The 16,908-nt window shown below is 63.4% G+C and carries 17 protein-coding genes; 10 read left to right on the top strand and 7 right to left on the bottom strand.

Features of this window, described 5'->3' with window-relative positions; all coding sequences use genetic code 11:
- The first annotated feature begins 345 nt into the window (after positions 1-345).
- The 7 genes from VFQ64_RS14775 (at position 346) to VFQ64_RS14745 (ending at position 7,500) form a co-directional block, all read left to right on the top strand.
- Positions 346-516, top strand: a complete 171-nt coding sequence (locus VFQ64_RS14775) for a hypothetical protein (protein ID WP_325104113.1) — start codon at positions 346-348, stop codon at positions 514-516.
- Positions 517-519: 3 nt separating this feature from the next.
- A complete protein-coding gene (locus tag VFQ64_RS14770; protein ID WP_325104112.1) occupies positions 520-2,934 on the top strand; it encodes a phosphoketolase family protein in 2,415 nt (804 codons plus the stop codon).
- A complete protein-coding gene (locus tag VFQ64_RS14765; RefSeq protein ID WP_325104111.1) occupies positions 2,922-3,935 on the top strand; it encodes an acetate kinase in 1,014 nt (337 codons plus the stop codon). The genes VFQ64_RS14770 and VFQ64_RS14765 overlap by 13 nt, the downstream gene beginning before the upstream one ends.
- The gene (locus VFQ64_RS14760; protein ID WP_325104110.1) at positions 3,932-4,912 is read left to right on the top strand and encodes a L,D-transpeptidase; all 981 of its coding nucleotides are present in this window, start codon (positions 3,932-3,934) and stop codon (positions 4,910-4,912) included. Before VFQ64_RS14765 ends, VFQ64_RS14760 begins: the two co-directional genes overlap by 4 nt.
- A gap of 61 nt (positions 4,913-4,973) precedes the next feature.
- Positions 4,974-5,399 carry an ion channel gene (locus VFQ64_RS14755; RefSeq protein WP_325104109.1) on the top strand — a complete coding sequence of 142 codons (426 nt, stop codon included), beginning with the start codon at positions 4,974-4,976 and terminating at the stop codon, positions 5,397-5,399.
- 128 nt (positions 5,400-5,527) lie between these two features.
- Complete coding sequence (locus VFQ64_RS14750) at positions 5,528-6,160, top strand: tyrosine-type recombinase/integrase (protein WP_325104108.1); 633 nt, start codon at positions 5,528-5,530, stop codon at positions 6,158-6,160.
- 164 nt (positions 6,161-6,324) lie between these two features.
- Complete coding sequence (locus tag VFQ64_RS14745; RefSeq protein WP_325104107.1) at positions 6,325-7,500, top strand: alpha/beta hydrolase; 1,176 nt, start codon at positions 6,325-6,327, stop codon at positions 7,498-7,500.
- Positions 7,501-7,619: 119 nt separating this feature from the next.
- On the opposite strand, the gene VFQ64_RS14740 is transcribed toward VFQ64_RS14745, so the two are convergent.
- From VFQ64_RS14740 to VFQ64_RS14730, 3 genes are read right to left on the bottom strand one after another with little or no spacing between them, the layout of a single operon-like run.
- On the bottom strand, positions 7,620-9,389 hold the full coding sequence (locus tag VFQ64_RS14740) for an ATP-binding protein (RefSeq protein ID WP_325104106.1): 1,770 nt from the start codon (positions 9,387-9,389) through the stop codon (positions 7,620-7,622).
- Entirely contained in the window at positions 9,386-9,907 is a 522-nt protein-coding gene (locus VFQ64_RS14735) for a YfiR family protein (protein WP_325104105.1), read from the bottom strand. The genes VFQ64_RS14740 and VFQ64_RS14735 overlap by 4 nt, the downstream gene beginning before the upstream one ends.
- Positions 9,907-11,766 (bottom strand): TonB-dependent receptor plug domain-containing protein, encoded by a 1,860-nt coding sequence (locus VFQ64_RS14730; RefSeq protein ID WP_325104104.1) that lies wholly within the window; start codon positions 11,764-11,766, stop codon positions 9,907-9,909. Before VFQ64_RS14730 ends, VFQ64_RS14735 begins: the two co-directional genes overlap by 1 nt.
- Positions 11,767-11,932: 166 nt before the next feature.
- On the opposite strand from VFQ64_RS14730, the gene VFQ64_RS14725 reads away from it, so the two are divergent.
- The gene (locus tag VFQ64_RS14725; RefSeq protein WP_325104103.1) at positions 11,933-12,340 is read left to right on the top strand and encodes a TfoX/Sxy family protein; all 408 of its coding nucleotides are present in this window, start codon (positions 11,933-11,935) and stop codon (positions 12,338-12,340) included.
- A gap of 219 nt (positions 12,341-12,559) precedes the next feature.
- On the opposite strand, the gene VFQ64_RS14720 is transcribed toward VFQ64_RS14725, so the two are convergent.
- Positions 12,560-12,922, bottom strand: coding sequence for a hypothetical protein (locus tag VFQ64_RS14720; protein WP_325104102.1), 363 nt, complete (start codon positions 12,920-12,922; stop codon positions 12,560-12,562).
- Here VFQ64_RS14720 and VFQ64_RS14715 point away from each other — a divergent pair.
- Positions 12,908-13,246 carry a hypothetical protein gene (locus tag VFQ64_RS14715; RefSeq protein WP_325104101.1) on the top strand — a complete coding sequence of 113 codons (339 nt, stop codon included), beginning with the start codon at positions 12,908-12,910 and terminating at the stop codon, positions 13,244-13,246. The genes VFQ64_RS14720 and VFQ64_RS14715 overlap by 15 nt on opposite strands.
- A gap of 35 nt (positions 13,247-13,281) precedes the next feature.
- Here the strand turns inward: VFQ64_RS14715 and rsgA are convergent, their stop codons facing one another.
- The 3 genes from rsgA to VFQ64_RS14700 all read right to left on the bottom strand — a co-directional run bounded on the left by rsgA (position 13,282) and on the right by VFQ64_RS14700 (position 16,350).
- The gene (rsgA, locus tag VFQ64_RS14710) at positions 13,282-14,307 is read right to left on the bottom strand and encodes a ribosome small subunit-dependent GTPase A (protein ID WP_325104100.1); all 1,026 of its coding nucleotides are present in this window, start codon (positions 14,305-14,307) and stop codon (positions 13,282-13,284) included.
- A 301-nt stretch (positions 14,308-14,608) separates the two neighbouring features.
- Complete coding sequence (locus tag VFQ64_RS14705; RefSeq protein WP_325104099.1) at positions 14,609-14,929, bottom strand: hypothetical protein; 321 nt, start codon at positions 14,927-14,929, stop codon at positions 14,609-14,611.
- 329 nt (positions 14,930-15,258) lie between these two features.
- Positions 15,259-16,350, bottom strand: a complete 1,092-nt coding sequence (locus VFQ64_RS14700) for a sensor histidine kinase (protein WP_325104098.1) — start codon at positions 16,348-16,350, stop codon at positions 15,259-15,261.
- Positions 16,351-16,508: 158 nt separating this feature from the next.
- Here VFQ64_RS14700 and VFQ64_RS14695 point away from each other — a divergent pair, with 158 nt between their 5' ends.
- Positions 16,509-16,862, top strand: a complete 354-nt coding sequence (locus tag VFQ64_RS14695; protein WP_325104097.1) for a response regulator — start codon at positions 16,509-16,511, stop codon at positions 16,860-16,862.
- Positions 16,863-16,908 lie beyond the last annotated feature (46 nt).

Genomic DNA, 16,908 nt, shown 5'->3' with positions numbered 1-16,908 from the left:
CTAGCACATCAATGCTCGCTCCGAAGAGCAAGGCTTAACCTACCTCGCCGGTCAAACAGACCCAATTGTGGACGCTCAGACCGTGTTAGCGCCTGACCCAAAGCTGACATCCGTTCATGTGTATCATCCGACTTACTTAAACCGCCTGCTTTGCGGGTCGAGCGTGGCCCTGCTCTCGCCAGAGCCGCCCTCCAAACTTCCTCACTTCAGCGAACCAGAGCACTGTGCTCGCCATTGTGCCTGACAGACTATCATGGCTGTGTTATGCCTCTTTATCGTCGCTTCCATCAGGCATAGCGACGGCTGAGAGACCGTGAGTGCTCCCGCTTAGTCCGGGAGATAATCATGCCGATCACTCGTGCTCATCATCGTCAGCGTGCTCGATCTGAGCAGGGCATGGCGGACGCATCAGCCACCAACATGGCGCGCATCATCCACACGAAACTAGCAGATCTCCATTCTGCCGCCGCCGACAATCGCGCTGACAAGTCGGTGCTCAACGAAGAGGGGCGCTGACCCATGGAGACCATTCTTGAACACGCAGACGCGCTGCCGCCGCGAACACGTGACGCATTGCTTGACGCGACACCGCTCTCGCCTGAGCTGCTGCGGCGCATCGACGCCTATTGGCGGGCCGCCAACTACCTGTCGGTCGGTCAGATTTACCTGCGCGCCAACCCGCTGCTGGAGCGGCCGCTGGTCCTGATGGACGTCAAGCCCCGGCTGCTCGGGCACTGGGGTACGACGCCGGGCCTGAACCTCATCTACGTCCACCTCAACCGGCTGATCGTCGAACACGATCTCGACATGATCTACGTGATCGGGCCCGGTCACGGCGGGCCTGGCATCGTCGCGCATACCTATTTGGAGGGCTCGTACACCGAGCTGTATCCAGCGATCGAACGCAGCCGTGGTGGGCTGGAGCGGCTGTTCCGGCAGTTCTCCTGGCCCGGCGGCATCCCCAGCCACGTCGCACCGGAAACACCGGGATCGATCCACGAGGGTGGCGAACTCGGCTACTCGCTGGCGCACGCTTATGGGGCCGCGTTCGACAACCCGGACCTGATCGTCGCCTGCGTGGTCGGCGATGGCGAAGCAGAAACCGGGCCGCTGGCCGCGTCTTGGCATTCCAACAAGTTCCTGAACCCTGCGCACGACGGCGCGGTGCTGCCTATACTGCACCTAAACGGCTTCAAGATCGCCAATCCGACGGTGCTGGCGCGGATCGGGCGCGATGAACTGACCGATCTGCTGCGCGGCTATGGCCACGAGCCGTTCTTCGTCGAAGGCGACGATCCCGCGTCCGTGCATCAACAGCTCGCCGCCACGCTGGATACCGTGCTGGGCAGGATCAGGACGATCCAAGCCGACGCACGCAGGGCCGACGGCGGAGAAGCTCTCCGCCCAAGCTGGCCGGTGATCGTGCTGCGCACGCCCAAGGGCTGGACCGGTCCCAAGGAGGTCGACGGCAAGCCGGTCGAGGGCACCTGGCGCGCGCATCAGGTGCCGATCGCCAGCTTCGCCGACCCGGAGCACCTGACCCAGCTCGAAGCCTGGATGCGCAGCTACAGGCCCGAGGAGCTCTTCGATGCCAGCGGCAAGCTGATCGAGGACCTGGCCGCACTCGCGCCGACCGGACATCGTCGGATGGGTTCGAACCCACACGCCAATGGGGGCTTACGCCTGCCGCTGGCGATGCCCCGCTTCCGCGATCATGCGATGAAAGTGTCGTCGCCGGGCGCTGTGCGCGGGGAAGCAACTCGCGTCCTCGGCGGCTTCCTGCGCGAGGTGATGCGGCTGAGCTTACCCGCCGCCAACTTTCGCCTGTTCGGTCCCGACGAGACCGCGTCGAACCGGCTCGACGCGGTGTTCGAGGTGTCCGGCAAGGCATGGATGGCCGACTGCGAGCCGGTCGACGAGCACCTGTCCTCCTCCGGACGCGTCATGGAGGTGCTGAGCGAGCATCTCTGCCAAGGCTGGCTGGAGGGCTACCTCCTCACCGGCCGCCACGGCTTCTTCTCCTGCTACGAAGCCTTCATCCACATCGTCGATTCCATGGTGAACCAGCATGCCAAGTGGCTGAAGGTCAGTGCCAAGATCCCGTGGCGCAAGCCGATCGCGTCGCTGAACTATCTGCTCACCAGCCATGTCTGGCGGCAGGACCACAACGGGCTGTCGCACCAAGACCCCGGCTTCATCGACCACATCGCCAACAAGAAGTCGAATGTTGCGCGCATCTATCTGCCGCCGGACGCGAACTGCCTGCTGTCGGTGGCGGATCACTGCTTGCGCAGCCGTGGCTACATCAACCTGATCGTTGCGGGAAAGCAGCCCGAGTGGCAGTGGCTCAACGTCGACGATGCGGTCGTCCACTGCACGGCGGGCGCAGGCATCTGGGAGTGGGCGAGCGACGACGGCGAGCCGGACGTGGTGATGGCCTGCGCCGGTGATGTGCCGACGGTAGAAGCGCTTGCGGCAGTAATGCTGTTGCGCGAGTACGTGCCGGACATCCGCATCCGCGTCGTCAACGTCGTCGACCTGATGGTGCTGCAGTCCGAAACTGAGCATCCGCATGCGCTTTCGGACCGCGACTTTGATGCGCTGTTCACGGCCGAAAAGCCGGTGATCTTCGCCTTCCATGGCTATCCGGCGATGATCCACAAGCTCACCTACCGCCGCCGCAACCATGCGAACATGCACGTGCGCGGCTACAAGGAGGAGGGCACGACGACGACGCCGTTCGACATGGTCGTGCTCAACGACCTGGATCGCTACCGGCTCGCGCTCGACGCGATCCGGCGCGTGCCCCGCCTGGCCGACCGGGTCGACGTTGAAACCGCGCGCTATTGGACAACGATAGAGCGGCACAAGCTCTACGTCGCTGAGCATGGCGACGACATGCCGGAAGTTCGCGACTGGCGATGGGCGCGGTGACGACGCGCGTCCTGACGCTCAACGGGGGCTCGTCCTCGGTGAAGTTTGGCGTGTTCGATGTAACCGCTGTGACTGTCGAGGTGTCCGTCGGCGGCGTCGATCGAGCGGACGCCGGCGCCGACCTCTTTGCGCAGATCGGCGATATGCAGTTCGATGCGGTCGGCCACCGTATTGTCCATGGTGGCGTGGACCTCTTCGCGCCGATGCTGATCGACGCTGGCGTCCTCACCCGGCTTGAACGGGCGACCGCCTTTGCGCCGCTCCACGGGCGTGCGGCCCTGACACTCATCGGACTAGCCGCGGCGCGCTACCCCGGCGTGCCGCAGGTCGCCTGTTTCGATACCGGCTTCCACCAAGGCCTCCCCGCCTTGGCCGCCACCCTCCCGCTTCCTGCGGACCTGCGCGCGCCGGGGCTGAGGCGCTACGGCTTCCACGGCCTCTCGTGCGAGTCCATCGTCGCACAACTGGGCGATGCCATACCCGAGCGGCTGATCATCGCGCACTTGGGCAGCGGCGCGAGCGTGACGGCGGTGCGCAGCGGCCGATCGATGGACACCAGCATGGGCCTGACACCGTCCGGCGGCGTCGTCATGGCAACGCGGACCGGCGACATGGATCCGGGTGTGCTGCTCCATCTGTTGCGGGAGCACGGCCTGGACGCCAACACGCTGGGGGAGGTGATCGACCGCCGCTCGGGGCTGCTCGGCCTGTCCGGCCTGTCGGCCGACCTGCGCGAGCTGCGCGCCACCGACAATCCCGCCGCGGCACTGGCCGTCGGCATCTTCTGCAGATCCGTCGCCAAGCAGATCGCGGCCATGCTCGTGGTGCTCGGCGGCGCGGACCTGATCGTCTTCACCGGCGGCATTGGCGAGCACGACGCCGACACTCGAGCGGCGATCTGCGCTGATCTCGCCTTTGCCGGGCCGATTCCCACCCGGACGCTGCCTTCTCAAGAGGGCGCGCAGATCGCCCGGCATGTTCATGAGGTGATGACGCGATGACCCTGCGAACAGCCCGCTCTATCGTGATCGCCGGCGTGCTGGCGCTGGCCTGTCCCGGCATCGCGACCGGCCAGGCGACGCCGTCGGCGACGGTTGTCCCGACCGATGGTGCGATCGAGGCGCTGCGTCCGGGCCAGTATTTCTGGGCTCCCCAACTTGCGCCCGACGGGCCAGTGATGGTGATCGTTAGCCTGACGACGCAGCGCGCCTATGCCTATCGCAACGGCGTGCCGATCGGGGTGTCAACCGTATCGAGTGGTAAAAAGGATCATGTCACGCCGACCGGCATCTTCACCGTCCTGCAAAAGGCGGTGCACCACAAGTCTAACCTGTATGCGAATGCGCCGATGCCGTTCATGCAACGGCTGACCTGGGACGGCATCGCGCTGCATGCCGGCAACCTCCCCGGCTATCCCGCGTCGCATGGCTGCATCCGCCTGCCGCTCGCCTTCGCCAAATTGCTCTACGGCATCTCCGCACGCGGCATGACGGTGGTCGTCACAGACGACGCGGAAGTGCCTATAGTCGCTCCTGCGCCCAACCTGCTCGCCGCTTCAGTTGCTGCCGAAGCAGCGGCTGCAGAGTTCGTCTGGCGCCCGGAACGAAGCCCCGTCGGTCCCGTCTCGATAGTGGTCAGCGGCCAGGACAATCGCATCGTCGTCCTGCGCAACGGCGTCGAGATCGGATCGGGCAAAGTCCGCACCGATGCACCGATAGGGCAGACGGCAGCCTTCTCTTTCCTCGGCCAGAGTCCGGCGGGCGAACGCTGGCTCCGGCTCCCGCTTCCAGGCGAGCCGGCGCACTCAGATGCAGAGATGACGGCGGTCGAGCGTGCCGGTGGCGATGTTCCAGACGGCCTGCGCCGGGCGATCGCATCCGTGCTGACGCCCGGCACGACCTTGCTGGTCACCCGTGCCTCGCTTCGCAGCAGCGGCGTCGGCCGCAAGCTGACCGTGGTCAAGGACGGCAGCCGTTGACGCAGCACGCCACCGTTTGTCGCCGAAGTCGCTCGACGGATCGGCGCGATCCGAAGGCGTGATGATCACGGAGCTTCTGCTTGCTACCTTCATGGTGTCGCTGACGGTCGCGATCCACGGCGCCGGATTGCATGGGCTCGCGAAATTGGTGCGACTAGAGGCCCGCCAAGAGGCGCACGAGCACATCGATCCCCTGTCGCTTCGAGGCTACTCCGTGACGCTGCTGGCCATCTTTGGGCTGTTTGCGCTCCATGGTGCCGAGATCTGGCTCTACGCCTTCCTGTATGTGGGTCTCGGTGCGGTTGAGGGCCTGCGCGAGGCGGTCTACTTTTCGACCATTACCTATGGCGCGATCGGGTATAGCGACGCGGTCATGGCCGAGCGCTGGCGGCTGGTGTCCGCGATCGAGGGTATCAACGGCATCATCCTGCTCGGCTGGTCGACAGCGTTCTTCATTACGGTAGTCGCCCGGTTGCGACGCATCTGATTAGCTAGGGTGTCGGACCAACTGCATCTGAGAGCGCCATTTTTATCCAGCGCTTGAAACCAAAGATCGCAACCTGTGATTTACTGTGCCGCGGCTACCTACAATATCCTGCTCTAGGGAGATGACCTTTGGGACATTCTTCTCTCGATCCCGCTTTTGGCGAGCGTCGACCGTGGAATGAGGGGCGGCTCCAAGGCGCTAAACGCGCCCTGAAGCAGCAGCAGGTCTGGGCGATACGCTTCTGGCTTGATCAGCACCGTCGGCTGCGTGATCGGGCACTGTTCGACTTAGCGATCGACAGCAAATTGCGCGGTTGCGACGTGGTCAAGGTGCGGATTGGTGATCTGGTGTCCGGCGGGCGTATCCGCGATCGAGCCGTTGTCGTCCAGCAGAAGACCAGGCGGGCGGTTCAGTTCGAGCTGATGGAGGCTGCGCGAAAGACCATGCGCGCATGGCTGGAGCGCCGGGGCGGCACACTCAACGACTACGTCTTTCCGAGCCGGAACGACTACATGGCCCACATGAGCACGCGGCAGTATGCCCGCTTGGTCCACGAGTGGGTGACCGGCATCGGCTTGCCGCCGCAGGAGTACGGAACCCACTCGCTCCGACGGACCAAAGCTTCCATCATCTACAAGGCCACGGGCAACCTGCGTGCCGTTCAAATCCTGCTCGGCCATGCTAAGATTGACAGTACGGTGCGCTACCTCGGCGTCGACGTAGAGGACGCTCTCGAACTAGCGGAGCGCACTGAAGTCTGAGCAGACCCAGAAGCGGACGCTCACGCGACGGACGCAGCTTCCCGGAACTAGCCGCTGGTTCATGTGCGGCTCCGCGCCACCGCTTGAGCCAATCGACATGGTTCACACGGCATGTGCGAGTGTCTAGCGTGCGGCCGGATGACCTGAGATGGGAACACGACCCGATGATGATCCGGAGGCTGGCAGCAACGCTCTCGCTCGTTGCCTTGCTCTGCCAGCCTGCCCATGCACAACAGGCCGCGGTTCCGCTCCCTGCCCGGGACGAGTTCGCGCCAGCTCGCGCGATCATCGCCGATGTCCAGAAGATCGTGACGCCCAACGGTATCGACGAGACGCTGGTTCTCGAGCTCGGCGGCGCGCGGCAGGTTGTAAATATTCGCGGCGCGGACCGCTTTAACCCGATCCTGATCTACATTCACGGCGGGCCAGGTTCCGTCGAAATGCCGATGGCCTGGAGCTTCCAGCATCCCTGGGAGGACTTCTTCACGGTGGTCCAGTGGGATCAGAGGGGCGCGGGCCGCTCCTTTCCGCTCAACGACCTTGCCGTTATCGCGCCCACCCTGCGGCTGGAGCGGTATCGCGACGATGCGATCGCCCTGATCGAGCAGCTCTGTGCACGCTTTGGACAACCGAAGGTGTTCGTCCTGGGCCACAGTTTCGGTTCGGCGGTGGGGCTCGCCCTCGCGCAGACGCCACCTGATCTGCTTCATGCCTATATCGGCATGGGCCAGCTCATCGACTTCCGTGAAAACGAGCGGGTCGGCATGCGGCAGACGCTGGCCATCGCGCGAGAACGGGGCGACGTCGATGCCGTACGCGCCATCATGGCGCTTCAGCCCTACCCCCACGGGGCCCCCTTCACCATCGAGCAGGCAGACGCCTGGCGGAAGTATGCCAACCGCTATGGATCGCTCGCCGGTCTGCGGCCTGACGCCGACTTCTACTTCAATTCAACGAAGCTTTCGCCCCTCTACACTCCTGCGGACCTGGCATCCTGGGCGAAAGGCAGTGCCTTCACCGCGACGACGCTCTGGCCGAGGCTGGCAGACGTATCGTTCACCTCTCTCCGGCGGCTCAACGTTCCGGTCGCCTTCCTGCTCGGCCGACGCGACAAGACCACGCCGTCCGAAATTGCTTCTCGCTGGCTGAACAGAGTTGCCGCGCCGAGCCGCACCTTATGTTGGCTCGAAAACTCAGGTTATCTGCCCATGATTGAGGAGCCGGGCCGGGCCGGACCCTGGCTGCACTATTGCTGGTACGATCTCTTGCCCATCCGCGAGAGGGGGGCGTCGTCAGCATCAATGCGGGTTGCTCTCGACTGCCTGCCAGCGGGTAGCTGACGCTCAGCCGCGCGGCGATACAGACCCACAAAGCGCCATTCGGGGCGCCCTGTCGGCTCCCCAGCTTCTGCCGTCGGTTCATCTCCACAGCTATGCCCCTGTAAGCCCAATCCAGACGGTTACTCCGCCAGATCGCGTGGCAAGCGAAGACACTTGGTCGCTGAACGGCCCGCACTTTCGGCGGCGGTCAGAACTTCTTCACGCAGCGCGCGTTCGATCGTGTCGGCAAGGGTTTCCAGGCGGTACGGTTTGGTGATCACGGGGAAACCCTCGCTCCCGGTCTCTGCGATCCGATCGGAGTAGCCGGTAGTAAGCACGATCGCTGCATTGAGGCCGCGGCGGCGCAGCTCCAGCGCAAGTTCGATTCCGCTCATCTCGGGCATCACGACATCGGTGAAAACAAGGTCGAAGTGCCCCGCTGCGGCGAGCTTCAGCGCCTCCTGTGCCGACGAGGCGCGCGCGACGTCATGACCCAATTCCCCAAGCAGCGTTTCGGCGAAGGCGCCGACTTCTTCATTGTCATCAACAACCAGCAAGCGTCGCCGCGTGGGGGGGCTCGTCGCGTGAGCCTGGCGCAGCTGCTGTCGCCCCAGCTTCCTCTCGCTACACGGCAGGAGGATGGTGACGGTCGTCCCCTTGCCCGGCGCACTGTCGATCGTCACGTCGCCGCCTGACTGTGACGCAAAGCCATATACCTGGCTGAGGCCGAGACCTGTGCCCTTGCCCACCCCCTTTGTGGTGAAGAAGGGCTCGAACACGCGGCTTACGATCTCAGGATCCATGCCGCCGCCCGTGTCGGAAACCGCGATCGCCACCGCCTTGCGAACCTCGTTGAGGCGCCCAGTATATGTCCGGATTGTGAGCGTGCCGCCCGAAGGCATCGCGTCGCGGGCGTTGACCGCGACGTTGAGGATCGCCGACTCTAGTTGCGCAGGGTCAGCCTCGACGATGCAGCCGTCGGCTTCGAATTCGGTGACGACGCTGACGCCCGTACCCAGACTGCGTTCAAAGATTTCGGACATGCTGGCGATGCGTTCGTTGACGTCCATCACCTCGGGCTTGAGTGGTTGGCGACGAGCAAAGGCGAGTAGCTGGCTGGTTAGCGATGCGGCGCGCGCTGCGGTCTGCGCGATCGCGCCGGCGAAACGCATTCGTTTGACTTCGTCCAACCCTGGGCGCTGAAGAAGGTCGGCCGAACCCTGGATCACGGTCAGTAGGTTGTTGAAGTCGTGAGCGATACCGCCGGTGAGCTGGCCCAGCGCCTGCATCTTCTGCGCCTGCCGGAGCTGTTCCTCCGCCTTTTCGCGTTCGGCGATCTGAACCGTCAGCGCTTCGTTCATCTGACCTAGAGCGGCCGCGCGTTCGCCGAGCTGACGATTTGCGCGTCGAAGCGCATTGGCCGCGAGCCCGAGAATGCCGGCAATCAGCGCTGCCATGACGACGAACAGTCCGATCAGCGAGTAGCGCGCAACGCGTCGGGCGACCGGCTCCTCGGCCCGGACGAGACGGACCGTGCCAAGCCGTCCGCCGTCGTTCGCCACCGACACCACGACCTTGATCACGCCACTGCCGCCAACGTTGTCGCGGGAGAAACCAGCGAACAGCCGACCTCCACGATCGAACACCATTGCTTCTCGGATTTCAGGGTTTGCGCGCAGCGCGTTCACTACCTCCTGTGCAACCTGTCGATCCGAGAAGTCGAGTGCCGCGACGACACTGGCGCTCAAGATTTCGGCCTGGACGCGCGTGCTACCTTCCTGCTCGGTTCGATAGCTGCGTGCACTCTGAAAAATGATGGCCAACCCCGCGATCAGCAGCAGCAGCGCGAACCCGCCCGCGAAGAGCGGCAGCTGCGTCCAACGCTCGGCGGCGAGGCGCAGCCGTTTCACTGGCTCCGGCTCCGTACCGATAGCGCGATCGCGAGCAGACGTGCGCTGATGCTGAGCCCGACCCGCGCCGCCTGAATGTCGTCGATGTGAAAGCTGACCCGGCCACCCGCCAGCCCGAAATGGATCATCCCACGCGTCGATCCGTCGCGGCTGTCGGTCACCGTCAGTACCGGCCTGTCCTTGAGCATCGCCAATGCTCGCGGAGCAGCGCTACCGCGCAGGAAGGCGACATGACAGCCATCAAGCCCCCCGGCGCGACGCACGACCATCGCGTGGTCGCCCATGCTCTGGCCCGCGACCGCCTCGTCGATCAGGCGACCGAAGGGATCGCTGCCGACGATGCAAATCTGCAACGGCTCGCGCGCGCGCAAGGTGCCCGCAGGCCAATCCACATAGCGGGCGATCTTGGGCAGGTAGGCGGCCTTGACGGCGGCTTCGCTTACCTGCGCAACCGCCAGGCCGGGGGTGAACGCCAGGCCGACAGAAAGCGCCGCCAAGAGGAGTCGCGCAGCGATCATCAAAAGGTGAGGCGGGCGCCCGCGAGCACCGTCCGTTCGACCCGCTGCGCACGTTTGACGTCGTTGGCTTCGAGATGATCCTCATTCAGGAGGTTGCTACCGGCGACGAACAGCTCGACCAGGTCTGTCGCTCGCCAGCCCAGCCGCGCATCGGCCTCGACATAGGCCGGGGTGGCAAAGCGCGAGAGCCGGTCGACGACGCGCAACCCCCCGTCGACGGAGAGGCGGGACGTCACGTCGAACGTCGACCTTGCGACGATGCTGTAGCTCGGGTTGTTGCCTGCCGATTCCCCGTTGGTCAGGTCACGGCGACCACCGCGGACTTCGAAGTCCTCGACCAAGGTCGAAGCCCCGAGCCGCAGCCGCCAGCGGGCCGCCGCCTGCATCGTCGCCCAGGCTTCGAGGCCGTAGCTTGTTCCAAAAAGGCTGTTCTGCAGGCGGATGGGCAGCCCCCCCGCCGGGCCAGTGAACTCCGTCGTTCGCAAGTCGTCGTACCGGTTGACGAAGCCGCTGACCGACAGCGAAAGCCACGCGGCCGGCTGTCCCCGGTATCCGCCTTCTAAAGCAGTAAGCTTTTCCGTCGTAAACGCCGGAGAGGTCGCGAGCAGCGGCAGATTGACGAGCTGGCGATCGATCCTGCTTGGCGTGCGCACGGCCCGCGAGACCGCGCCCCAAATCAGCGTATCACTAGAAGGCGCCCACGCCACCCGCACACTTGGAAGCACCTGGAGCCCTGTAAAGCTCGATTGTTCAAGCTTGACGCCAGCGGTCAGGAACAGATCATCGGCAATCGCGAGCTTGTCTTGGACAAAAGCGTTGCCGATCCACAGCCGCTTACGTTCGGGGTCGAGCAGGAAGGCGTTCAACCGATTCTCGAACAGGTCGCGCGTGGTGCGCAGCCCGCCACCCGCGACCAGCTCATGGCGGCCGACGGTAACGTTGATCTGTCCCTCGACGTCCAGCGTCTGAAGTTCATCTCGTACCCTGGTGAACGTACGACGGTACTGGTCGTAATAGGCCTGGAGCTGGAACGAAGTGTTCTCGCCCGCCCGGCGGCTCCAACGCAGCACGACGTTCTGACCACTTTCGCCATCATGGGTGCCCGTCGCGACATCGGTGCCGAAGTGATCGGCAGAGATTGTGAATCGGCGGTCCTCCGCCCCGAAGTCTCCGCGCAGCCCGATCTGATAGCCGCTGAAGCGATCGTCAACGACGCCGCCCGGTCCGCTCGGCTGCTCTGCGCGGCTGAAATAGTTGCCGTAGACCCTTATCGCGCCACTATTCACTGCCGTGCCGTAGCGCAGCGCGGCAGAGTGCTGATTGGCGGCGACCGTGCCGCGCGCCATGCCGCCCACAGTTTCGAGCGCGGACCTCGTCTGAATGTTGATCACGCCGTTCACGGCATTTGGCCCGTAAAGCGTGCCGCCAGGGCCGCTCACCACCTCGATCTGATCGATGTCCTCAAGCAGCGGCTGGTGCAGCTCCCAGAAGACGCTAGAGGCTAATGGCGAGTAGATCGTGCGCCCGTCGATCAGTGCGAGCATCTTGTTGGCAGTTTCCACGCCGTTGAAGCCACGCGCGCTCACCGAGAACTGCCGCGCGTCGATGCGCTGTACGACCAGGTTAGGTGCCTGGCGCAACACCTCGGGTATCGACTGTGCCGCTGAACGGACGATGTCCTCGTTCGTGATGACATAAATAGCGGCGGGCGCACCGCTCAGCGTCTCGCCGCGTTTGGACACGGTCGTGACCTCGACCCTCGCGAGCTCCTCGATCGATAACGTCTTGAGCTCAGCAACCCGCGCATAGTCCTGCGCTGCCAGAGGCGTCCCGCTGCCGGCGAGCGCCACGCCGAGCATTGCACGTTCCCATCCTCGAACCATTGAGTCCCCGTTTTCTCTAGCAGGTCGAGCGCATTTTCTTGTTCGCGTCCATCGGGACGATCCGTATCGCTGTCAAATGGGCTTCACGACCCACTCCCGGTCATTCAGCGGCACCTAGACCCTCCCCGAAAGCGGCTGTTCCTTGAGCGCGGTCGGCGTTGCGGACTGCGGACGGGTTGTTGTCGGGCGCGACGCTCGTCTGTTACGCTGGGCCATGGCAACGCAGCAACGCACGATCGATTACCTGATTGAACAGGCGACCAGCGCGGGCACAGTGTCGGCCAAACTGATGTTCGGCGAGTACGGCCTGTACGTGGACGGCAAAATGATTGGGTCGGTCTGCGAGGATCAGCTCTTCGTGAAGCCGACGGCATCGGGCCGCGTCCATGCCGAACCGGTATCGGAGGCGCCGCCGTATCCGGGCGCCAAACCGCAGATGCTGATCGAAGCCGACCGGTGCGACCATGCCGAATGGCTTGGCGAACTCCTGCGCGTCACGGCGGCCGAGCTGCCGGCACCCAAGCCGCGGAAACCGAAGGGGGGGGCGTAAGGACCCGCGGAGGAGGAGACCCACAATCAGACATCGAAGCTGGCTCATGTCGCCCCGACTTCGGACGTCCGTTCAGGTTCGAAGATAAAGCTTTCTTGATCGTACCTGGGTAGTCCAAATGGAACTAGGCAGCTCAGCGCAAGGGCTGACGGGATCGGCAGGGGTAGGCCGTTGGAAGCGTGGGATGCGGCACTCGTTCGCGAATGGCTGGAAAGCCGCTTAGAGGCTGCAAGGCTTGACCAGGCTGCCGCGGACAAACGCGGGTACGCGGCTCACGACGATTACGACAAGGCTGCCGCCGAGGAATGGGTCTGCCGGGTTCTGAAGACCGGTGGACGTGCCGATGATCAGGGGGCTTTTGCTTCGCGGCTGAAGTAGCTGCTCGCGCAGGATGAGTATCGCGCAACGGGCATTCATGACGAGCGACGCTTCGAGCGGTACGTCCGAGCCAGTCTTCGCAAGCTCGCCAAGATGACCAAAGCCAATGACGGGTTCGCAAACACCTTGCGCTATCAGGACTGATATCCCGCCGCGTGAGCTGAGCGCCGTACGAAAGCCGAGTAGAGCATGGGCCGCAAACATTTGAAATACGACTCCTACTCAGACCCATCGGGCGAGGAGAGCGCTCCCGCAGCGGGGGTGGCCTGCTGGCTCTGCAGTCGGCCTACTGGCAAGACCATCGTCTGGCACCATCCCGTGCCGAAAAGCCGGGGCGGGCGCGACACCGTTCCCATGCACCCAATCTGTCAGCAGACGCTGATGGCCAACTTTACCAATTCCGAGTTGCAGCGCCACGGGCATGATGTCGATGCGCTGTTGGCCAATCCGAACGTGCGCAAGTTCGTCGACTGGGTAGCGAAAAAGGACCCGGACTTCACCGCGACCACGGCCAAGAAGCAGCGCTGAGCCGGCGGTACCGCTGCCCGACGATATAGCCCACCTTATCTCCTGCTGCTCGTTCTCCCCGGTCGGGAGTTCCGGACCGCCGCAGTGCTGCTGTTCTCTGCCTCTTCCTGAGCGAGCTTCCGCCACCGCTCGAAGCGCGCGGGATCGAGACTTCCCGCCGCCACCGCGGCGTGAATGGCGCATCCGGGCTCGTCAGTATGGGTGCAATTTGCAAAACGGCAGTCCAGGGCCACGGCCGTGACGTCGTCGAATACCTCGCTCACGCCAGAGGCGACTTCGGACATCTGGAGCTCGCGCATGCCGGGCGTATCCACCAGCCAGCCGCCGCCGGAGTCGCCAGCGATGCGGTGCATCTCGCGGACGGTGGTCGTGTGCAGACCCTTGCCGTCGTCCTCGCGCACGGCTTGCGTTGCGATGTTGTTCGAGCCCATCAACGTGTTGATGAGGGTGGACTTGCCGACACCGGAAGACCCCACGAGAGCGACCGTTTCTCCGATGCCGCAATGGGATGCGAGGCGAGCGACGCTGCTCGGGTCGCGCCCGTTGACCAGTTCCACCCGCAATCCCGCCTGGAGGGCTCGCGCGGCCTCGATGAAGCGTTCAGGCGCCCGCGACAGGTCGGCCTTTGTCAGCACGAGTACAGGGCGCACGCCAGCTTCGTGAGTGAGAACGAGGTAGCGTTCGAGACGCGCTATGTTGAAATCCTGGTCGCAAGAGCTGACGACAAAGAGCGTGTCGACGTTTGCGGCGATGAGCTGGACCCGGCGGTCGTCTCCCGGAGCAGGCCTCTTGATCAGGCTCGCCCGATCAAGAATGCGCACGATGTTTCGAGTGTTTCGTTCGATCAGCAACCAATCGCCAACCGTGGGCCTGTCCTCTGCTCCTCGTTGGTCGGCGAAGCTCGACGAGATCGATTCTTCGAATTCACCGTCCGACACCGTCACCCTGCCGCGATGAACCGATGTCACGCGGACAGGCTGCGTGTTCTGGCACTCCTCCGCGGAGACCTGCTCGTTGTAAAAGTCTGTCCAGCCGAGCTCGGCGAGGGTGAAAGCGGGCACGTGTGTCATCCCGTCAGCAAGCCTAGAAACCGTCTGCCTCCTCCGCATTCGGCATGTCCTGCCCTCCTGCCCGCTTGTCGGACTTGGCCTGCGCCTTCTTCGCAGACTCGATCGCCTTGGTCCTCTCGCGCTCGCGGCGCTCGAAGTCGTAGTTCGGCTTGCGTGGTATGTCGGTCGCTCCGCTTCGATGTTCCGGTTAAGCGGAACGCTCGACCTCACAACCCTCCCTCTCCGGCTACACCGGTCTCTCGTTCGCGGCTAGATCCTCAGCAACCGCCTTGCACCGTAAGTGCCCGACACCTCAGTTGCCTTCGGCATCGACCGTGAAAACCACCGGCTTGCCGCGTGACATCGGCTCCCATCCGGCCGCCATAGCGGCGCGCGCGCACCTGGAGATTGTCGCGTCATCGAGCTGGAGACGACCACGCGGCAATCCCTTCAACAGCCGCTTGGGTGCTGGAAATTCGAGCAATGCTTCGCGCTTGGCACCCCGCTGGAGAAGGGAAATCGTCATTCCCTTCCAACCCGCTTGATCAGACAGATGCGGTTCGCTCTGGAGGTGCCAGTCATATGTTAGACCATCGACATCGACGGTGCCGGCATAGCTTCGGGACTTCGACATATGAGGGATCCTACCATGCCAACACTGCCAAGGCACGGATTCGGGGTTGCCGACCTGTGAACAGCATGCCTCAGGTCAGCCTGATACAGCGTAGACTCTAGCTTAGGGTGGCGGAGTTTACGAACATAGCGCGTCCATGCCGACCCAATCGCGGACGTTCCCCGCGCCCGAACGGCATCCTAGAAGCAGACACTTGTTCATTCGTCACGACTGACGTTTGGGCTACAAGATCACTGTCGAACTTGGAAACCAGTAATCGCACGTAGCGTAATAGGGCTGCGCGATACGCCTTCGTTGAATACTTGAAGCGCGCAACGGTGACTGCTAGTCTACTGCCGTGCTGGGAAAGAAACCTTGAAGCAGGATCCGCCGTCAGGTCGGCGCCCGCTGATTAGCTTGCCTCCGAGCTGACTGGCAAGTGACGTCACAACTCGCATGCCAAGGCTTTGGCTCGCTGCCGCTGAATCGAAATCCTTCGGCAGATCTCGACCTTCGTCAGAGACGATAAGCGAGTGATGATTGTTCTCAATCTCGTAGCGGACCTCGATCACACCCTCACCGTGCTTGGCGGCGTTCGTGACCAGTTCGTTGACTAGCAAACCGATTGGCTGGACCAAGGTTGTGGGAACATCGCCCTCCTCGCCGACGACATCAATCTGTTTGCCTAAGATTGACTCGAGCTCCGCGCATAGCCGGCGAAGGAAGGCGATACATGAAGCCTGGTCGGTAGCCTCCGCGTAGAAATGGCGATGCACCTGCGCGACTGCGGCAACGCGATTGGCGGCAAGCCGGAGATGATCAACCGCCTCAGAGTCTTTGAGAGATCGGCTCTGCATCGACAGGAGGCCAGACACGAACTGGAGGCTGTTCATGACGCGATGATCGATCTCCTTGGCCATTAGCTCAGCCTGAGTGACTGCGCGGCGAGCGGAGAGCTGCACCTCAATCTGGTCCATCACGATGGCGGCGAGGTCCTTCAGATCGTCTATCTCGGACTGATCGATGGGCCTGGCTTCCTTATCGATGATGCACAGCGTCCCGAGGTTGTGACCATCGTGCGTGGTCAATGGAACGCCGGCATAGAAGCGTAGTCCGAAGTCGCCAGCCACCAGCGGATTGGCGAGCGAGCGAGCATCGATGCTTGCATCTGTGAGGATGTGGGGATCGTTCGACAGGATCGCTGACGCGCAAAGACCGGGATCACGCCCGATCTGCTCAACTGGTAGTCCGTGGTGCGACTTGAACCAGATCCGATCCTGATCGACGATACTGATGATGGAGATCGGCACCCCGAAGCGCCGGGCAGCGAGCGCTGTGATACGATCGAACGCGCCGTCAGGGGGCGTATCCAATATGCTGTAGCGCCGCACTGCCGCCAGACGGCTCGGCTCGGTTGCCGGAATGACTGAAGTGCCGGCCATGGCAACGTCCGATGCGTTAGCTGGAGATGTCCACGGCGGACAGCCTGAGGCCGGACTATGAACCATAAGAGTCGCGACCGGCAAGCGGCCCGCTGTGCGATTGATCCGGATCAACAATGGGTTAGCCGCGTTCATGGCATCTCCGAGGAAACCGTCTGATGTGCCACGTTCTGATTATCGAGGATGAGCCGCTGGTCGCGATGACTATACAGGACATCCTAGCCGCCGAAGGCGCAACTTCGTTCGAGATTGCTGCCACGCAGAATGCCGCAGTGTCCGCTGCCACAGCGAACACCCCGAACTTGATAACGTCTGACGTGAAGCTGCTGGAGGGGACAGGCCCGGCCGCGGTCGCCGAAATTCACAAGCGCCTGGGTCCGATACCAGTGGTCTTCATCACCGGATCGCCTGAGGAATGCAAGCCGTGCAATCCACCCGGAGCGATCGTGCCCAAGCCCTTTACAGAGCGAGCGGTTATCGCGGCGGTTCACGAACTCGGGCCAATCTCGTAGCCGCACTCGATCAACCGGTGGTCGCGCAGGCGATTTGTTTTTCCGC

The sequence above is a fragment of the Sphingomonas sp. genome (genome assembly GCF_035714405.1).
Taxonomy (GTDB): Bacteria; Pseudomonadota; Alphaproteobacteria; order Sphingomonadales; family Sphingomonadaceae; genus Sphingomonas.
The sequence above is the reverse complement of the archived record's forward strand: the minus strand, read 5'-3'. Positions and strand labels throughout refer to the sequence as shown.